General features: G+C 69.5%; 11 protein-coding genes. 2 read left to right on the top strand and 9 right to left on the bottom strand.

Going from position 1 to position 15,144, the window contains the following annotated elements; genetic code table 11:
* The first annotated feature begins 181 nt into the window (after positions 1 to 181).
* Positions 182 to 1,384 carry an erythromycin esterase family protein gene (locus OOK41_RS15175; protein WP_266265540.1) on the top strand — a complete coding sequence of 401 codons (1,203 nt, stop codon included), beginning with the start codon at positions 182 to 184 and terminating at the stop codon, positions 1,382 to 1,384.
* A 217-nt stretch (positions 1,385 to 1,601) separates the two neighbouring features.
* Here OOK41_RS15175 and OOK41_RS15170 read toward each other — a convergent pair whose 3' ends face one another.
* The 7 genes from OOK41_RS15170 to OOK41_RS15140 all read right to left on the bottom strand — a co-directional run bounded on the left by OOK41_RS15170 (position 1,602) and on the right by OOK41_RS15140 (position 8,648).
* Positions 1,602 to 1,766 carry a hypothetical protein gene (locus tag OOK41_RS15170; protein ID WP_266265538.1) on the bottom strand — a complete coding sequence of 55 codons (165 nt, stop codon included), beginning with the start codon at positions 1,764 to 1,766 and terminating at the stop codon, positions 1,602 to 1,604.
* 162 nt (positions 1,767 to 1,928) lie between these two features.
* Positions 1,929 to 2,774 (bottom strand): CHAP domain-containing protein, encoded by an 846-nt coding sequence (locus OOK41_RS15165; RefSeq protein WP_266265536.1) that lies wholly within the window; start codon positions 2,772 to 2,774, stop codon positions 1,929 to 1,931.
* A 190-nt stretch (positions 2,775 to 2,964) separates the two neighbouring features.
* On the bottom strand, positions 2,965 to 5,241 hold the full coding sequence (locus OOK41_RS15160; protein ID WP_266265534.1) for a DPP IV N-terminal domain-containing protein: 2,277 nt from the start codon (positions 5,239 to 5,241) through the stop codon (positions 2,965 to 2,967).
* 147 nt (positions 5,242 to 5,388) lie between these two features.
* Positions 5,389 to 6,222: an ABC transporter permease gene (locus tag OOK41_RS15155; protein WP_117670216.1), complete on the bottom strand. Its 834-nt coding sequence runs from the start codon at positions 6,220 to 6,222 to the stop codon at positions 5,389 to 5,391.
* Positions 6,219 to 7,178 carry an ATP-binding cassette domain-containing protein gene (locus tag OOK41_RS15150; protein ID WP_266265530.1) on the bottom strand — a complete coding sequence of 320 codons (960 nt, stop codon included), beginning with the start codon at positions 7,176 to 7,178 and terminating at the stop codon, positions 6,219 to 6,221. The genes OOK41_RS15155 and OOK41_RS15150 overlap by 4 nt, the downstream gene beginning before the upstream one ends.
* Before the next feature lie 29 nt (positions 7,179 to 7,207).
* A complete protein-coding gene (locus OOK41_RS15145) occupies positions 7,208 to 8,056 on the bottom strand; it encodes a DUF4097 family beta strand repeat-containing protein (RefSeq protein ID WP_266265529.1) in 849 nt (282 codons plus the stop codon).
* A 76-nt stretch (positions 8,057 to 8,132) separates the two neighbouring features.
* Positions 8,133 to 8,648: a YlcI/YnfO family protein gene (locus OOK41_RS15140; RefSeq protein WP_266265527.1), complete on the bottom strand. Its 516-nt coding sequence runs from the start codon at positions 8,646 to 8,648 to the stop codon at positions 8,133 to 8,135.
* 332 nt (positions 8,649 to 8,980) lie between these two features.
* Between OOK41_RS15140 and OOK41_RS15135 the strand changes: the two genes are divergently transcribed.
* Positions 8,981 to 10,744 (top strand): extracellular solute-binding protein, encoded by a 1,764-nt coding sequence (locus tag OOK41_RS15135; RefSeq protein ID WP_266265525.1) that lies wholly within the window; start codon positions 8,981 to 8,983, stop codon positions 10,742 to 10,744.
* A 365-nt stretch (positions 10,745 to 11,109) separates the two neighbouring features.
* Here OOK41_RS15135 and OOK41_RS15130 read toward each other — a convergent pair whose 3' ends face one another.
* Together OOK41_RS15130 and katG are read right to left on the bottom strand one after the other, a co-directional pair.
* Positions 11,110 to 12,609, bottom strand: a complete 1,500-nt coding sequence (locus OOK41_RS15130) for an FAD-binding oxidoreductase (RefSeq protein ID WP_117670207.1) — start codon at positions 12,607 to 12,609, stop codon at positions 11,110 to 11,112.
* 251 nt (positions 12,610 to 12,860) lie between these two features.
* On the bottom strand, positions 12,861 to 15,137 hold the full coding sequence (gene katG, locus OOK41_RS15125; RefSeq protein ID WP_266265522.1) for a catalase/peroxidase HPI: 2,277 nt from the start codon (positions 15,135 to 15,137) through the stop codon (positions 12,861 to 12,863).
* Positions 15,138 to 15,144: the final 7 nt, after the last annotated feature.

Genomic DNA, 15,144 nt, shown 5'->3' with positions numbered 1-15,144 from the left:
CGCGCGAGCCGACCGCCGCCGCTGACACGGGTCGGGCCCGCTCCAGATCCGGTGCCCCGACTGAAACCTCGCGGCCAGGTCAACCGGCCTGAGTTGTCCGCCACTTTGAAGGTTTCGTCTCACCGGCCTGATGTTGTCGCGGAAAAGTTTGTACCGATGGTTCAACGATACCGTTCATGGCATGACTGCTGCTATCAAAGACGCCGCCCATGTCGTCGACGCCGCTACCGTCATGGGGTTGCTCCCGGCCCGGCCGCGGCTGCTTGCCTTGGGTGAGCCGACCCACGGCGAGGATGTTCTGCTCGACCTGCGAAACGACCTCTTCCGGCAACTCGTCGAGCAGGAGGGCTACCGGGCGATCGCCATCGAGAGCGACTGCATGATGGGCCTGGTCGTGGACGACTACGTCACGTCGGGCACGGGCATCCTCGACGAGGTCATGGAGCGCGGCTTCAGCCACGGATGGGGTGCCTTCGCGGCCAACCGCGAACTGGTGCGCTGGATGCGCGCGTACAACGACGGCCGGCCCGCGTCCGAGCGGCTGCGCTTCGTCGGTTTCGACGGCCCGCTGGAGACCACCGGCGCCGCGAGCCCCCGGCAGGCCCTCACCGCACTCCACGCCTACCTCACCGCCCGGGTTGACGCCGACCTGCTTCCCTGCACCACGGAAACGCTCGACCGCCTGCTCGGCGCCGACGACCGGTGGACCGACCCCGCCTCGATGATGGAACCGTCCCGGTCCGTGGGGCAGACGCCCGAGGCCAGGCAGCTGCGGCTGCTCGCCGACGACCTGGTGGCCCTGCTCGACACGCAGACGCCACACCTGATCGCGGCGTCCGCACCGGACGACTGGGACCGGGCACGCATGTACGGTCGTACCGCCACCGGGCTGCTGCGGTACCACTTCTGGATGGCCGACGGGTCACCGAGCCGCCTGGCGCGGCTCTGCGCGCTGCGGGATTCGATGATGGCCGCCAACCTGTTCGCCATCGCCGAGCAGGGCCCGGCGCTGGTGTACGCCCACAACGGGCATCTCCAGCGGGACAAGAGCAGGATGCGGATGGGCGGCCTGCCGCTGCAATGGTGGAGCGCCGGGGCGATCGTCAGCGCCCAACTGGGCGAGGGGTACGCCTTCCTCGCCACGGCCCTCGGCACGATCCGCCACCACGGGGTGGACACCCCACCCCCGGACACCATCGAAGGGCTCCTGTACGCGCTCCCGGAGGACCGATACGTCGTCGACGCCCGCCGACTGGCCGCTGTCCTCGGCGAGGTGGCGCCCGCCTCCCGCGTGTCCCCCTGGTTCGGCTACTTCCCGCTGGACCCGGCCCACGTCGCCAGCATTGACGGGATCGTGTTCGTCAAGGACGCCCCGCCGAGCTAGTGGGGTCTGTGACCGTGCCGACCGACACCAGCGGGCCGGCGCGGACCGGTGGCCCCCGGGACCATGCCGGCACGTTCGAGCCCCGGGCCGAAACCGGACGAGTCCCACCCCTTCGCCGTGGCCCGGACCGTGCGGGTGGGAGCCGGCGCGGTCGCCGGACGTCGGGCACCGCCGGCCGGAACGCGCCGGTCGAGGGTTGCCCCAGGCTTCGGGTGACCTAGTGGTGGGTCGGATCCGGCACCGAGGCGCTGCCGAGCCGTAACCGCTCGCGTAGCCGGCGCGCTCCGGGGCCGCGGTACGCCCGCAGGGTGCTGTCGAGAGCGTCGCGCAGGTGCGGATCGGGATGGTCGGCCAGGTATGTCAGCTCCGCAGCGCCGGCCACGGCTCAACTCGTAGAGCACCTCGACGATCTCGTCGGCGGTGGTCGCCGTCCGTAGCCGCGTCATCAGCTCGCTCTTCGGCCGGGGCGGCTCGTCGTACGACCGTGCGGGCACGCCCACCCCGCCGGGCTGGCGTGCCCGCATGCCTCAGTTGGGCCAGCAGGTCACTTGAAGCGGATGAACTTGGAGAACTGGCTGTTGGTAGTTCCCACCGTCACCGTCCGGTGACTGTACGCGTCGGCGTAGAGGTAGTTGTACTCGTCGATTTCGAAGGAGCCGTTCGAATTCACGCTGGTGACGAAGGCGACGTGACCGTAGGTGCCACCGAGGCGGACCGCGATGTCACCGGCCTTCGGGCTGTTGTAGACCGGCACGCCGGCGTTCCCGGCAGCGGCGACCCACTCCTTGGCGTTGCCCCACCGCGCCTGGCCCGCGTACTGGTTGTGGAAGGCCACGCCGACCCGGCTCCGCAGCGCCCAGGCGGCGAAGCTGGTGCACTGCCCCTTGTAGAAGTTCCACGGATCGATACCCGTGGTCTGACCCTTGTACGGGTAGTCGTCCTTGGCCGGGTAGGTCGTCCCGGCAGAGATCAGCTGGTGGGAGGCGTTGTTGTTCTTGAGCGTGGCGTTCAGGTTCGCCTTGGCGCCCGGCGCGAAGTCCTGGTGGGCGTAGGAGCCGTCGTAGTCGCTGTTGTAGTAGACCCGCACCGTGTTGCCGGTGCGGTTCCACACGGAGGCGGCATTGTTCTTGATGCACAGGCCCTGGCCGTTGCCGGCGCCCTTGAACTCGTAGCAGTCCGGCTGGGTCGAGCCGTAGTCGGCCAGCGATCCGGTGTGATCGGAGATCGACCCCGCGTGGTCGCTGTTGTAGTAGTAACAGAACTCCCCGGCGTCGCAGATTCCATCGCGGGACGCCGCCTGAGCAGGCGCGGCGACCGCCAGGACGCCGAGGGTCGCGGCGAGCACGCTCGCGCCGAGGGCGCCGAGCACGCGAACGGTGATCCTGGACATGCCCACTTCCCTTCCAGGGGTATGAGACGACGGGCCCACACTACAAGCCATTGATCAATCTGCATACGCTTTTCGCGGGCCGGCCAGCCGTCGAGCTGGTCGCGGCGCGACCGGCCGGCACCCGCCCACGCTGCCGGATCGCCGGATCGCCGAGTCTCTGCCGGCCCGGGCCGACGAGGGCTGGTCGCGCTCAGGCGAAGAGTTCGCCGAGCAGCTCGGGGTCGATGGGGATGGGGGCGGGGCGGTAGGCCGGCGGCTGCGCGCCCATCAGCTCGCGTACCAGGAAGTCCCAGCTACGCTTGCGGACGTAGTGCAGGCAGTCGATGAACAGGTGCTCCGCCCCGGGCACGATGAGCAGCTCGAAGTCCTTGTCGGCGGCGATGAGCCGGTCGGCCAGCCGCAGCGTGTGGTCCGGGTGGACGTTGTCGTCCGATTCGCCGTGGATGAGCAGCAGCTTGCCGGTCAGCTGGTTCGCGATGTCGACATTGGATGCGCGGGCCCATGCCTCTGGGTTGTCCGCACCGTCGTACAGCTCCGCATAGGACGCCTGGTAGTGGCGGTGGTCGTGGACGCCGCAGAGGGCGACGCCGGCCCGGTAGACCGCGGGGAAGTCGAGCATCGCCCGCACGGTGGCGAACCCGCCGCCGGACAAGCCGAACGCGCCCACCCGGTCCAGGTCCATCCATGGCCGGGTCCGGGCCAGCTGCCGTAGCGCGGCGACATGGTCGTCCAGAGATCCCGCGTCGGCGAGGTGACCGTAGGAGGCGTCGTGAAAGGCCTTGCTCCGCCCCGGGGTGCCGCGCCCGTCCACTGCCACCACCACGAAGCCCAGCGCCGCGATGGCCTCCGCGTCGAAGCCGAACCCGCCGGGGTCGAAGCACGGGTCGACCCGGTTGACGTGCGGGCCGGGGTAGACGCTGTCCACCACCGGGTAGCGCCGGGCGGGGTCGAACCCCCTTGGCCGGTACAGCACACCGTAGATGTCCGTCACTGCGTCGGCCGCCTTGACGCGGAACCGTTCCGGCGGAGTCCAGCCGGTGGCGGTGAGCTTGCTGATGTCGGCCCGCTCCAGCTCGACCAGCACCCGCCCGGTCCAGTCGCGGACGCGGGACACCGGCGGGGTGTCGACGGTGGACGCCGAGTCGATGAAGTACTCCATGGTGTCCGGCACCGTGACGACGTGGTCCCGTTCGTCGTCGGTGACCTTGGCGAAGCCGGAGCCATCCAGGCCGACCCGGCACACCGTGCGCCGGTACGGGTCGGCGTCCACCAGCCCGGAGGCAATGAAGTACACCACCCGCTCGGTCTCGTCGACGTGCAGGATCTGCCGCACCGCCCACTGCCCGGAGGTGACCTGCCCGAGCAGCGTGCCGGTGTGCAGTTCGTACCGGTACAGGTGGCCCCAGCCGTCCCGCTGCGAGTACCAGAGCGCCTCGTCGGCCAGCACCCGCACGATCGGTGGCTCGGTCATCCACTGGTTGGGCTCCACGCGGGTGGCCCCGGTCTCGCTGAGCACGGTGGTGACCTGGCCGGTGGCCGGATCGAGGCGGTGCAGGGTGAGGGTGTGCCGGTCGCGGGGCGTGCTGAGGTAGTACACCGCCGAGCTGTCCGGGGCCCACCACGCCCACTTGATCAGGATCGGCGACAGCGCCGACATCATCAGCGGCTCCGCCTGCGCGCGGACCACCGTGCCCGACGCGATGTCGAGGACCACCAGTTCGGCGCGCGGCAACGCCTCGTCCCCGGGGTACGGGTACCGCTGGGTGCGCAGCACCGAGGCGCCGCCGTCGGCGGGCCTGGCCTCCACGAGGTGGGTCTGCCGGACACCGCGCTCATCGGTCCGATGCGTCAGCGCCTTCGTCGAGTCGGGCGACCAGGCCACGGCAGGCGGCAGGTGCGGCAGGCCGAACTTGCGCAGCAGGGTGCCGTTGCCGAGGCACTCCGGGCTGGAGCCGTACCGGTAGGCGGGCTCGCCGTCGGTGGTCAGCGCCCACTCGCGGCCGTCGGACAGCGAGCGCGCCCACAGGTCGTGCCCCCGCAGGGCCACCGCGACCTTCTTGTCGGGTGACGGCACCTCCAGCGGGTTGCCCGACGGCGGGAGCTCGGCCCGCTCGCAGGCGTAACTGTCCAGGCGGCAGCGCCAACGCCCGCCGAACGCGTCGAACTCCACGGCGTTCCCGGCCAGCTCGATGGCCCTGAACGGCAACGCCTCACGGTCGACCTGCTGCCCGGAGGCCGCGGCCAGCGCGACGGCGAGCCGGGCGTGGTCGAAGGCCGGCTCGCGGCTGCCCGCCGCCGGGTCGACCAGCACGAACCGCCTGCCGGCTCCGTTGCTCACCGCGTAACAGAATCGGGCCCCTCCGTCGATCCACTGCGGCTTGATCTTGTCGCCGACGACCAACTCGCCGGGTCGGGCGGGTCGACGGAGGAGCAGTTCCGCAGCCTGGTAGTCCTGAGTAGTGCTCATTCGTCGTGTCCTTCCTCGGTGCCGGTTTCGGGCATGGGGATGCCACGGCGACACCAGCACGGCAGGGGAAATGAGAGCGTGGGAGGCTCGGGCGAGGGCGCTGGCCGTCTCGCGAGCAGGGCGCGGTCGGGGAAGGGCGGTGCCTGGTCAGGACTCGCGGTTGAACAGACGTTTCGACCAGAGGTATCCGCCCAGCGCGATGGCGGCGCACCAGGCGAGCCCGATCCACGCGTTGTTCCCGATCGGCTTGTCCATCAGCAGGCCGCGCAGGGTCTCGATGATCGGCGTGAACGGCTGGTACTCGGCGAACCAGCGCAGAACGGCCGGCATGGAGTCGGTGGGTACGAACCCGCTGCCGAGGAAGGGCAGCAGGACGAGCGGCATGGGCAGGTTGCTCGCGGTCTCGACGCTCTTGCTCACCTGGCCGAGCGCGACGGACAACCAGACGAGTGCGAAGGTCACCGCCACCAGGAAACCGGCCGTGGCCAGCCACCCGCCCAGCCCGGCGGTGGGCCGGAAGCCGACCAGCAGCGCCACGCCGATCACGATCGCCAGGCTGAACACCGCCTGGATCATGCTGCCCAGGACATGCCCGGTCAGCACCGAGACGCGGGCGATGTGCATGGTGCGAAACCGGGTGATGATGCCTTCGGTCATGTCCATGGCGATCGAGATCGCGGTCCCCTGGACCGTGGCCGTCACGGTCATCAGGATGATCGCGGGTGCCACGTAGTTGGCGTACGCGGCGCGCCCGCCGGCCGCGCCGACGTGTGCCGCCCCGCCGAGTCCGGCGCCCAGTGTGCCGCCGAGCACGTAGACGAACAGCAGCAGGAAGACGACGGGCATCCCGACGAGCGTCACGGTCATGGACGGGTACCGCAGCATGCGCTTGAGGTTGCGGCGCAGCATCGTCGCCGAGTCGCGTAGCGGATGGAGACGGAGTCTCGCCGGAGCCGGGCCGGTGAGGGTGGAGGTGCTCATCGGGTGGTCACCTTCTCGTTGGTGTGGTTGCCGGTGAGGGCGAGGAAGACGTCGTCGAGATCGGGGGTGTGCACGGACAGTTCGTCGACCTCGATGGCCCGGTCGTCGAGCCGGCCGATCAGGGTCTTCAGCGCGCGCAGGCTGCCATCGCTGGGCACCCGCAGGGCGAGCGCGTCGTTGTCGGGCGAGGCCTGCTCCAGCACCCGCATGGCCGCGTCGAGGCCCTGCGGGTCGGCGAACCGCAGGCGGACGTGCCCACCGGGGATGCGGCGCTTCAGTTCCTCCGCGGTTCCCTCGGCGACCACCCGACCGTGGTCGATGACCGCGATCCGGTCGGCCAGCTCGTCGGCTTCCTCCAGGTACTGCGTGGTCAGGAAGATGGTGACGCCGCTGGCCACCAGGTCCCGGACGATCTGCCACATGTTGCGGCGGCTGCGCGGATCCAGTCCGGTGGTCGGCTCGTCGAGGAAGATCACTCGCGGGCTGCCGACCAGGGTCATCGCCAGGTCGAGCCGCCGCCGCATGCCCCCGGAGTAGGTCGATGCCGGCTTCCTGCCCGCCTCGGTCAGGTCGAACTGTTCGAGCAGCTGGGCGGCGCGCCGCCGGCCTTCGCCCCGGGGGAGGTGGTGCAGATCCGCCATCAGCAGCAGGTTCTCCTCGCCGGTGAGCAGGTTGTCCACCGCGGAGAACTGACCGGTGACGCCGATCGCGGCGCGCACCGCGTCCGGTTCGCGGGCGAGGTCGTGCCCGGCGACCTGGACGTCACCGGCGTCGGCACTGAGCAGAGTGGACAGAATCTTGACCGTGGTGGTCTTCCCGGCACCGTTCGCGCCGAGCAGCGAGAAGACCGTTCCCTGTCGCACGTTCAGATCGAGACCGTCGAGCACGACCTGGTCGCCGAACGACTTCCGTAGCCCGGTCGCGGCGATCGCGGGCCGGGATTGCTTGCTGGTCATGGTTTCCCTTTTCCGGAGCCGGAGGTGGATCAGGAGCGGTGGATGGTGATGTCGCCGTAGGAGGTGCGGCCACGCACCTCGACGGTCTCGTCGGCCTCGTCGGGCCGGGTGGCGTTCTCCAGCAGGTTGCGCACGTGCCCGAATGCGGTGTTCACCTCCAGCCAGGCGGCGGTGCCCGCGGCGATGCCGACATCCAGGTTGCCCATGGCGGTCCCGAGGACGACCGAGCCGCGGACCACCTCGCCGAGGCGGATGCTGCCGTTGGACGTCTTGGCGTCCACGCCGGCGCCGGCCCGCTCGACGTGGATGTCGCCGTTGGCCGCGCGCACCCGCAGGTCGCCGGTGACCGCGTCGATCGCGGTTTCGCCGTTGGAGTTCTTGACCACCGCGGTGCCCTCGACCTCGCCGATCTGGACCTTGCCGGAGCCGGTGGAGATCTCGGCGTTGCCCGTGACGCCGTCGGCCGTGACGTGACCGGCCGACGTGTCCAGGCGCAGCGGGCCGGTTCGTTCGAGCCAGAAGTTCCCGGCGGAGGTCTTGAGCCTGCACTCCCCGAGCCGCCCGGCACAGCGGACGTCGCCCACCTGCATCTCCGCGGACACCTGGGAACCGCTGGGCAGTTCGATGGACACGTCGACCGACCTGGTCTTGCGGGAGAAGTCGAAAGCACGCGCCTTCGGACCGGTCACCCGGAGCGTGCCGTTGGTGTAGTCGACACGGACCTGCTGAGCGGCCCTCACGTCGGACTCGTCGGTTTCGTCGCTCGGGCGGACCTCGACGACGGTGTCGGTCCGATCGCTCGCGGCGATCCGCACGTCGCCGACGACGCCGAGTTCGAGCGTGACGGAAATCGGTTCGGGCGTCTCGAAATTTGGCATGGTTGTCCCCGCATCATGGGTGGGTGAGCCGTCCCCGCAGGTCGGGGACGTGGTGTGAGGAAAGCGTGCGGTGCGGCTAGCGCACCCAGCCGGTGAAGCCCTGCCTGGCCCGTTTCGCGCTGCCGCGTGGCTCGGGCCGCTGCTCGCGATCGGACCGCTGCAAGGAGGCGGCGGCCGCCCGGACCAGCCAGGCGTTGACCGAGCGGCCCTCCTTGGCCGCGGCCTCCTCGACCGCGGCCTTGAGCTGCTCGGGCAGGCGTACGTTGATCCGCGCGGCGGGGCCGTCCTCGGCGATCAGCAGATCGCTGTCCGGCGCGCCGTCGACCGTAGCCGCGGTGCTCCCGGTCGCGAGTTCGAGCGGCTCGGCGGGTGGCGAGGTCACGACGAAGCTCGGATCGCGTCCGCGCAGGCGCAGTTCCACCGAACCCGGAGCCAGGTCCCGGGTGATCTCGTCGGCGGCGGCCGACAACGCGTCCAGCAGCGTCATCCGGATCGCCGACTCGAGCGACCCGGTCAGGCGCTCGACCAGCGCACGCGCCTCCTCTCCGCCGGCTTCGGCAAGCGTGGCGAACTCACGCCCGAGGTTGCTCACGTACGAGGTCAAGTCCATGGTGCCAGTTTGGCACACCGATGGCACAGACACAAGCCGTGTTGGCTCAGCAGAGGTGTCAAGGTTGGCACCACCTGGCATGTCCGGCTGAATAGGCGCAGGTCAAGGGCAGGGTGCAGACCGGGCGCGACGAGGGTCTGCTACCCGCCAATCGACGCAGCGCAGCGAGCAGGTCGAGGTGCTCGTCCAGGTCTCTGGCCCGCCCAGCGGGCAGGCCGTCAGGCTCGTGGCATTGTTCCAGCGACTCGAGTTGCACCGGCACGGTGCTGCACTATGGCTGATGTCGTCACCGTCAGCCGACACATGGAGGACCAATGGTTTCAGGTCGATCGACTGCCCCGCCGTGGGTGCCGTACGCCACAGCCATCGTGGCCGGAGTCGCGGTCGTCGCGGGGGCCTACCTGATCGTCCGGCCGGCGGCGGACGTCGGGTGCACACCGCTGGAGGTCAGCTCGTCGGTGGAGAAGGACGTGCTGCTTGGTGAGCTGGCCGAGCGATACAACAGGAGCAATCGGCGGTTCGGCGACCGCTGCGCCACCGTGACCGTCCACGGCCTCACCTCCGGTGCGGCGACGGACGCGCTGGCCGGCGATTGGGCCGTCAAGCAGCCCAACATTCCACAACCGCAGGTGTGGATGCCGACGTCGACCCTGTGGACCGGACAGTTGAAGTTGCTGGACGAGGCCGCCGGGCGCCCACCGCAGACCTCCGGGCCGTACCCGTCGATCGCGAACAGCCCGCTGGTCATCGCCATGCCGCAGCCGAAGGGCGAGCTGCTCCGACAGCAGGGTCAGCTCGGCTGGGGTGAGATCCTGGGCTCGTCCGGGCGGGCGGGCTGGGCCACCTTCGGTCGCCCCGAGTGGGGACGGTTCGCATTCGGCAAGGTCAACCCGAACCTGTCCACCTCCGGGCTGGCTGCCATCATCGCCACGTACTACGCGGCCATCAACCGGGCCAGCGACCTCACCGAGAGCGACCTGGCGAATCCGCGGGTGACCCAGTTCGTCCGCCGCATCGAGGCCAACGTGTCCCACTACAGCGACGACGTGGTGGACCTGCTGAAGAACCTCGCCGAGGCGGACCTGTCCGGCGACGGCGCGCAGGCCCCGACCGACATGAGCGCGATCGTGACGCAGGAGGAGCTGGTCTACCAGTACAACGAGGGGAAGCTGAGTCCGACCCCGGGCGAGAAGCCCAGGGTCCCGCTGGTCGCGGTGTATCCGAAGGAGGGAACGTTCAACCTTGACCACCCGTACGTGGTCCTCCCCTCGGCCAGCCCGGAGCAGCGTGACGCCGCTGCCGACTTTCTGGCCTTCCTTCAGGATTCGCCACAACAGCGCAGCTTCAGCCGGCTCGGGTTCCGCGACCACGAGCGAAACGCGTCCGCCCCGCTGGTCGCCTCCGTCGGCGGGCGCGGTGCAGTCCCGGATCTCACCTACTTCGACCCGCCGGAACCGACCGTGGTCAAGGCGATCCTCAACGGCTGGGGCACGCTGCGCAAGAAGGCGAACATCCTCGTCGCCGTCGACACGTCCGGTTCCATGAACGCCAAGATCGGTGACCGGAGCAGGTTCCAGGTGGCGACCACGGCAGCCGCCAAGGGCTTCGGCCTGTTGAACTCCGAGGACCAGGTCGGGCTCTGGTCGTTCTCCTCCGAGACGCCGCAGCGGCCGAAATCGCCCTACAGCGAAGAGGTCCGCCTGTCGGCGTTCAACCAGAAGACCCTGATCAACAAGATCAACAACCTCCATGTCGAAGGCGGCACCGCGTTGTACGCCACCGTACGGGCGGCACACCGTCACATGCTCGACCACTATGACCAGTCCCGGATCAACGCGTTGGTCGTACTGACCGACGGCAAGAACGAGTACAACAAGGACAACAAGCTCGCCAAGCTGCTTCAGGATGTCGCGCTGGATCCGGATCGGCCGGTCAAGATCTTCTGCATCGCCTTCGACGAGCAGTCCGATTTCGCGACTCTCGACCGGATCGCCAAAGCGTCCGCGGGCAAGGCGTTCGACGCCCGCGACCCGGCGAAGATCGACGACGCGTTCGTCAAGCTGGTCAGTAGCTTCTAGGGCGGCGGGACTTCTGCGGGCTCAAGGACGGTGAGGCGGTAGCGGGCTGGGGAAGCCGGGTTGGCCACCTGGTCGCCCGCTCCGCGTAGCTCCTCGGTGCCGAGCGGGTCATCGTCGTCGACCGGCTGTTCGAGCGGCTCGGCACGGCCGCTCGACTTCCTGACCGGACACCCGACCGGGGGGTTGTCCGCTGCGCGGGCGCGGCGGGCAACCCCTCGGTACGGCCTGGCCGGCCGATGACCGGCGGCGCAGCCCATGGCCGGCCACTGACCGGCGCCTCGACGGCCGGGTCCGTGGCACCCTCCTCGAAGGATGTCGGCCGGCTGGCATGCACCGCCGCCGGCCTGCGCGGGCTGCTGCGCAGGTCAGCGTGCTGCGGGCGGAATGCTCTGCTCGTACTGGAAGACGTTGTGGGGGTCGTACTTCGCCTTGATCCTGCGGAGCCGGTCGAAGTTGGGACCCCAGTAGGCGGTTTCCCACTCCGCCATTCCGATGTTCGGCACGTTGACGTAGGCGCCGTGCACGTAGGGCCGCAGTGCCTGGCTGAACTCGGCGATCCAGGCCTGGGCGATCGGGGTGATGGCGTTGCCGCTGTCCGGCTCGCCACGAGTGCCCCAGCCGGCGCCCGGCTCGGAATAGAAGAGCGCGTCGCGATGCGGAAACGCCGCGCCGCCGAAGGGTTCGCTCGATTGGGCTCCCGTGCCGAATGCCTGGGTGAAGAAATTGCTGTCATCCGAGGGGGCGTCTTCCATGAATGCGCGGATCACGCTGATCGCCTTCTTCGGGAACGGCTCGTTGGTGAACTGGGAGAAGAACTTCCAGTTCGCGGGCTCGTCCTCGGTCGGTATCTGGAATCCGGCATAGGTGTCGCCCCAGCCCCCGGTCTGCACCGTGACCTCGGGGTTGCCGACCGACAGGACCGGCCCCAGCAACTCCCGTGCCTCTGCCTCCGATCCTTCCGCGAGAACCCCGAACAGCAGGATCTGGGATTTGTGGATCTCGAGTTGGGTTCCGAGTCGGTTGTCGGCGAACGGTGCGGTGCGCTGCCAGGTGTCGAAGACCCCGTACAGGTCGTCGAGGCCGTCCCATGTTGCTTGCAGGTAGGCGACGCTCTTCAGCGAGGCCACCTTGTAGGTGAGTGAGGTGACGATCCCGAAGTTGCCGTTTCCCGCTCCGCGCAGCGCCCAGAGCAGGTCCGAGTGATTCCACGGGTCTACCTCGATCGCCTTCGCGCCGTCGGCACCCGACGCGACGACGATCTCCGCCCCTATCAGGTTGTCGCAGGCCATCCCGAGGTAGCGGGTGAGGAAGCCGAGGCCGCCGCCGAGGGTCGCACCGGACAGGCCCACGCTTCCCTCCGTTCCCGTCGTTACCGCGAGATCCTGCTTCCCGAGCGTGGTCACCGCCTCCAACTGGTTGAGCCCGGCGCCGACTGTGGCGGTGCGAGCGGCTGTGTCGATCTGGGCCGACTTCAGCTCGCTGACGTCGATCACGATGCCGTTGTCCACGTTCGACCAGCCCTCGAGGCTGTGGCGACCGCTGCGCACCCGCAGCGCGACGTTGTTCTGCCGCGCCCACGTGAGGGCGTTGACCACGTCCTGGGTCTCCTGGGCGAAGACGATGACCAGCGGATAGTGAACGAAGAGCTCGTCCCAGCCGAGGCTCGCACTCGCGTACTCGGGGTTCTGGGGACGGACGATGCGGCCGGTCAGCTTCGCCGGCGGGCACTTCGCGCTGGAGGACAGATCCGGGCCGTCGGCCGCAAGCCCCGGGGTGCCCCCGGCCATGATGCCCGGGAGAACGACCGCCCCGGCGCCAACGGCCGCCGTCGCCCTGAGCAGGTCGCGACGAGAAAGGTCGCGCATGGTCCGTGTCCTCTCGATCGGGTTACGCCAGTCTTCGAAGGCTCTCGCCTTTCATCTGGCGCGCAAACCCACGCTAATACGAGAGGCTCCGCCGAATATCTGAGAACTTGTCCCGGAACCCGGTCGGGTGATGGCGGTCTGCCTTTTGCGAAGCGGACCAGGCGTTGGTATTGGGCGACCGCCGATCCAATGGCGAACGAGCCCCGGTCGATCGCTGGTGGATCGACCGGGGCTCGTCAGGTGGTGCCGGGTCAGGCGAGGTCGAACCGGTCGAGTTCCATGACCTTGGTCCAGGCCGCGACGAAGTCGGCCACGAACTTGTCGCGCGCGTCCTGGCTGGCGTAGACCTCCGCGAGGGCCCGTAGCTGGGAGTTGGAGCCGAAGATGAGGTCGACCGCGGTGGCGGTCCACCTCACCTGATCGGTGGCCAGGTCCCGGATCTCGTACACGTGCTCGTCGGACTCCGACGCCTTCCACCGGGTGCCCGGGGAGAGCAGGTTGGTGAAGAAGTCGTTGGTGAGCACGCCGGGCCGGTCGGTGAGGACGCCGTGCCGCGTGCCGCCGACGTTTGCCTCGAGGGAGCGCAGGCCGCCGACGAGGACGGTCATCTCGGGCGCGGTCAGGTTGAGCATGTAGGCACGGTCGAGGAGCAGCACCTCCGGCTGGGTCTTCTCGCCGGGACGCAGGTAGTTGCGGAACCCGTCGGCGCGCGGCTCGAGGACCCGGAAGGACTCGACGTCGGTCTGCTCGGCAGTGGCGTCGGTGCGGCCCGGACGGAACGGCACGGTCACCTCGACGCCGGCGTCGCGCGCCGCCTTCTCGACGGCGGCCGAGCCGGCCAGCACGATCAGGTCGGCGAGCGAGATCTTCGCGCCGCCGGCGGAGTTGAACTCCCGCCGGATGCCCTCGAGGGTCTCCAGGACCGTCGCGAGCTGCTCGGGCTGGTTGACCTCCCAGCTGCGCTGCGGCTCGAGACGGATCCGCGCGCCGTTGGCGCCGCCGCGCTTGTCGGTGGACCGGTAGCTGGCGGCTGAGGCCCAGGCGGTGGCGACCAGCTGGGCGGTCGGGAGGCCGGACCCCAGGACCTTCGCCTTGAGGGCGGCGACGTCGGCGTCACCCACGAGCGCGTGGTCGACGGCCGGCACCGGGTCCTGCCACAGCTGGGGCTCCGGGACCCACGGTCCGAGGAAACGGTCGACCGGGCCCATGTCGCGGTGCAGCAGCTTGTACCAGGCCTTGGCGAACGCGAGGGCGAACTCGTCGGGATTCTCCAGGAAGCGGCGCGAGATCTTCTCGTACGTCGGGTCGACGCGCAGCGCCAGGTCGGTCGTGAGCATCGTCGGCTTGTGCTTCTTCGACGGATCGTGGGCGTCCGGGATGATCGCCTCGGCATCCTTGGCGACCCACTGCTTCGCGCCGCCGGGGCTCGTGGTGAGTTCCCACTCGTAGCCGAAGAGGATTTCGAAGAAGCGGTTGCTCCACTGCGTCGGCCGGTCGGTCCACGTCACCTCGAGACCGCTGGTGATCGTGTCCCCGCCCTTGCCGCTGCCGTACGTGCTCAGCCAGCCCAGGCCCTGCGCCTCCAGCGGGGCGGCCTCGGGCTCGAGGCCCACGTGGTCGTCGGCGACGCCGGCGCCGTGGGTCTTGCCGAAGGTGTGGCCACCGGCGATGAGGGCTACGGTCTCCTCGTCGTTCATCGCCATCCGGGCGAAGGTCTCGCGGATGAAGTACGCCGACGCGGCCGGATCCGCGTTGCCGCGGGGGCCCTCCGGGTTGACGTAGATGAGGCCCATCTCGGTCGCCCCGACGCCGGCCACCATCTCCTTCTCGGAGGCGTAGCGCTCGTCACCGAGCCAGGTGTCCTCCGGACCCCAGAAGATCTCCTCGGGCTCCCAGACGTCCTCCCGGCCGAAGCCGAAGCCGAAGGTCTTGAAGCCCATCGACTCCAGGGCGACGTTGCCGGCGAACACGAGCAGGTCGGCCCACGAGACCTGCTGGCCGTACTTCTGCTTGACCGGCCACAGCAGCCGGCGGGCCTTGTCGAGGTTGGCGTTGTCCGGCCAGCTGTTGAGCGGGGCGAACCGCTGACCGCCGTCGCCGGCGCCGCCGCGACCGTCCTCGATGCGGTAGGTGCCCGCCGCGTGCCAGCTCATCCGGATCATCAGGCCGCCGTAGTGGCCGAAGTCAGCCGGCCACCAGTCCTGCGAGGTGGTGAGGGCCTCGGTGATGTCCTGCTTGAGGGCCTCGACGTCGAGCTTGGCGAACTCCTTGGCATAGCTGAAGTTCTCCCCCAGCGGGTTGCCCTTCGACGAGTGCGCATGCAACACCGAGAGGTCGAGTTGGTTGGGCCACCAGTCCCGGTTGGTGCGCGGGCGGCCTCCGGTCCTCGGCGTCGGCGAGTCGATCGCCGGGTTCTCGCTCTCGCTGCCGTGCGCGGTCACGGAGTCGTGCGCGACCGGGCAGCCGGCCGCCGCCTTCTTGTCCACGCCCTGCGCGCTTGAGGGGGCGTTGTCCTGGGTGTTGCTCATCTGTTTC

The sequence above is a fragment of the Micromonospora sp. NBC_01655 genome (genome assembly GCF_026339755.1).
Classification (GTDB): Bacteria; Actinomycetota; Actinomycetes; order Mycobacteriales; family Micromonosporaceae; genus Micromonospora.
Note: the sequence above shows the minus strand (reverse complement) of the source record. Positions and strands in the feature narration are given on the sequence as shown.

Bases quoted from the DNA above. Each gene is read 5' to 3' on its own strand.
- OOK41_RS15175 (WP_266265540.1), top strand. From the start codon at position 182: ATGACTGCTGCTATCAAAGACGCCGCCCATGTCGTCGACGCCGCTACC.
- OOK41_RS15165 (WP_266265536.1), bottom strand. From the start codon at position 2,774: ATGTCCAGGATCACCGTTCGCGTGCTCGGCGCCCTCGGCGCGAGCGTG.
- OOK41_RS15160 (WP_266265534.1), bottom strand. From the start codon at position 5,241: ATGAGCACTACTCAGGACTACCAGGCTGCGGAACTGCTCCTCCGTCGA.
- OOK41_RS15155 (WP_117670216.1), bottom strand. From the start codon at position 6,222: ATGAGCACCTCCACCCTCACCGGCCCGGCTCCGGCGAGACTCCGTCTC.
- OOK41_RS15150 (WP_266265530.1), bottom strand. From the start codon at position 7,178: ATGACCAGCAAGCAATCCCGGCCCGCGATCGCCGCGACCGGGCTACGG.
- OOK41_RS15145 (WP_266265529.1), bottom strand. From the start codon at position 8,056: ATGCCAAATTTCGAGACGCCCGAACCGATTTCCGTCACGCTCGAACTC.
- OOK41_RS15135 (WP_266265525.1), top strand. From the start codon at position 8,981: ATGGTTTCAGGTCGATCGACTGCCCCGCCGTGGGTGCCGTACGCCACA.
- OOK41_RS15130 (WP_117670207.1), bottom strand. From the start codon at position 12,609: ATGCGCGACCTTTCTCGTCGCGACCTGCTCAGGGCGACGGCGGCCGTT.
- katG (WP_266265522.1), bottom strand. From the start codon at position 15,137: ATGAGCAACACCCAGGACAACGCCCCCTCAAGCGCGCAGGGCGTGGAC.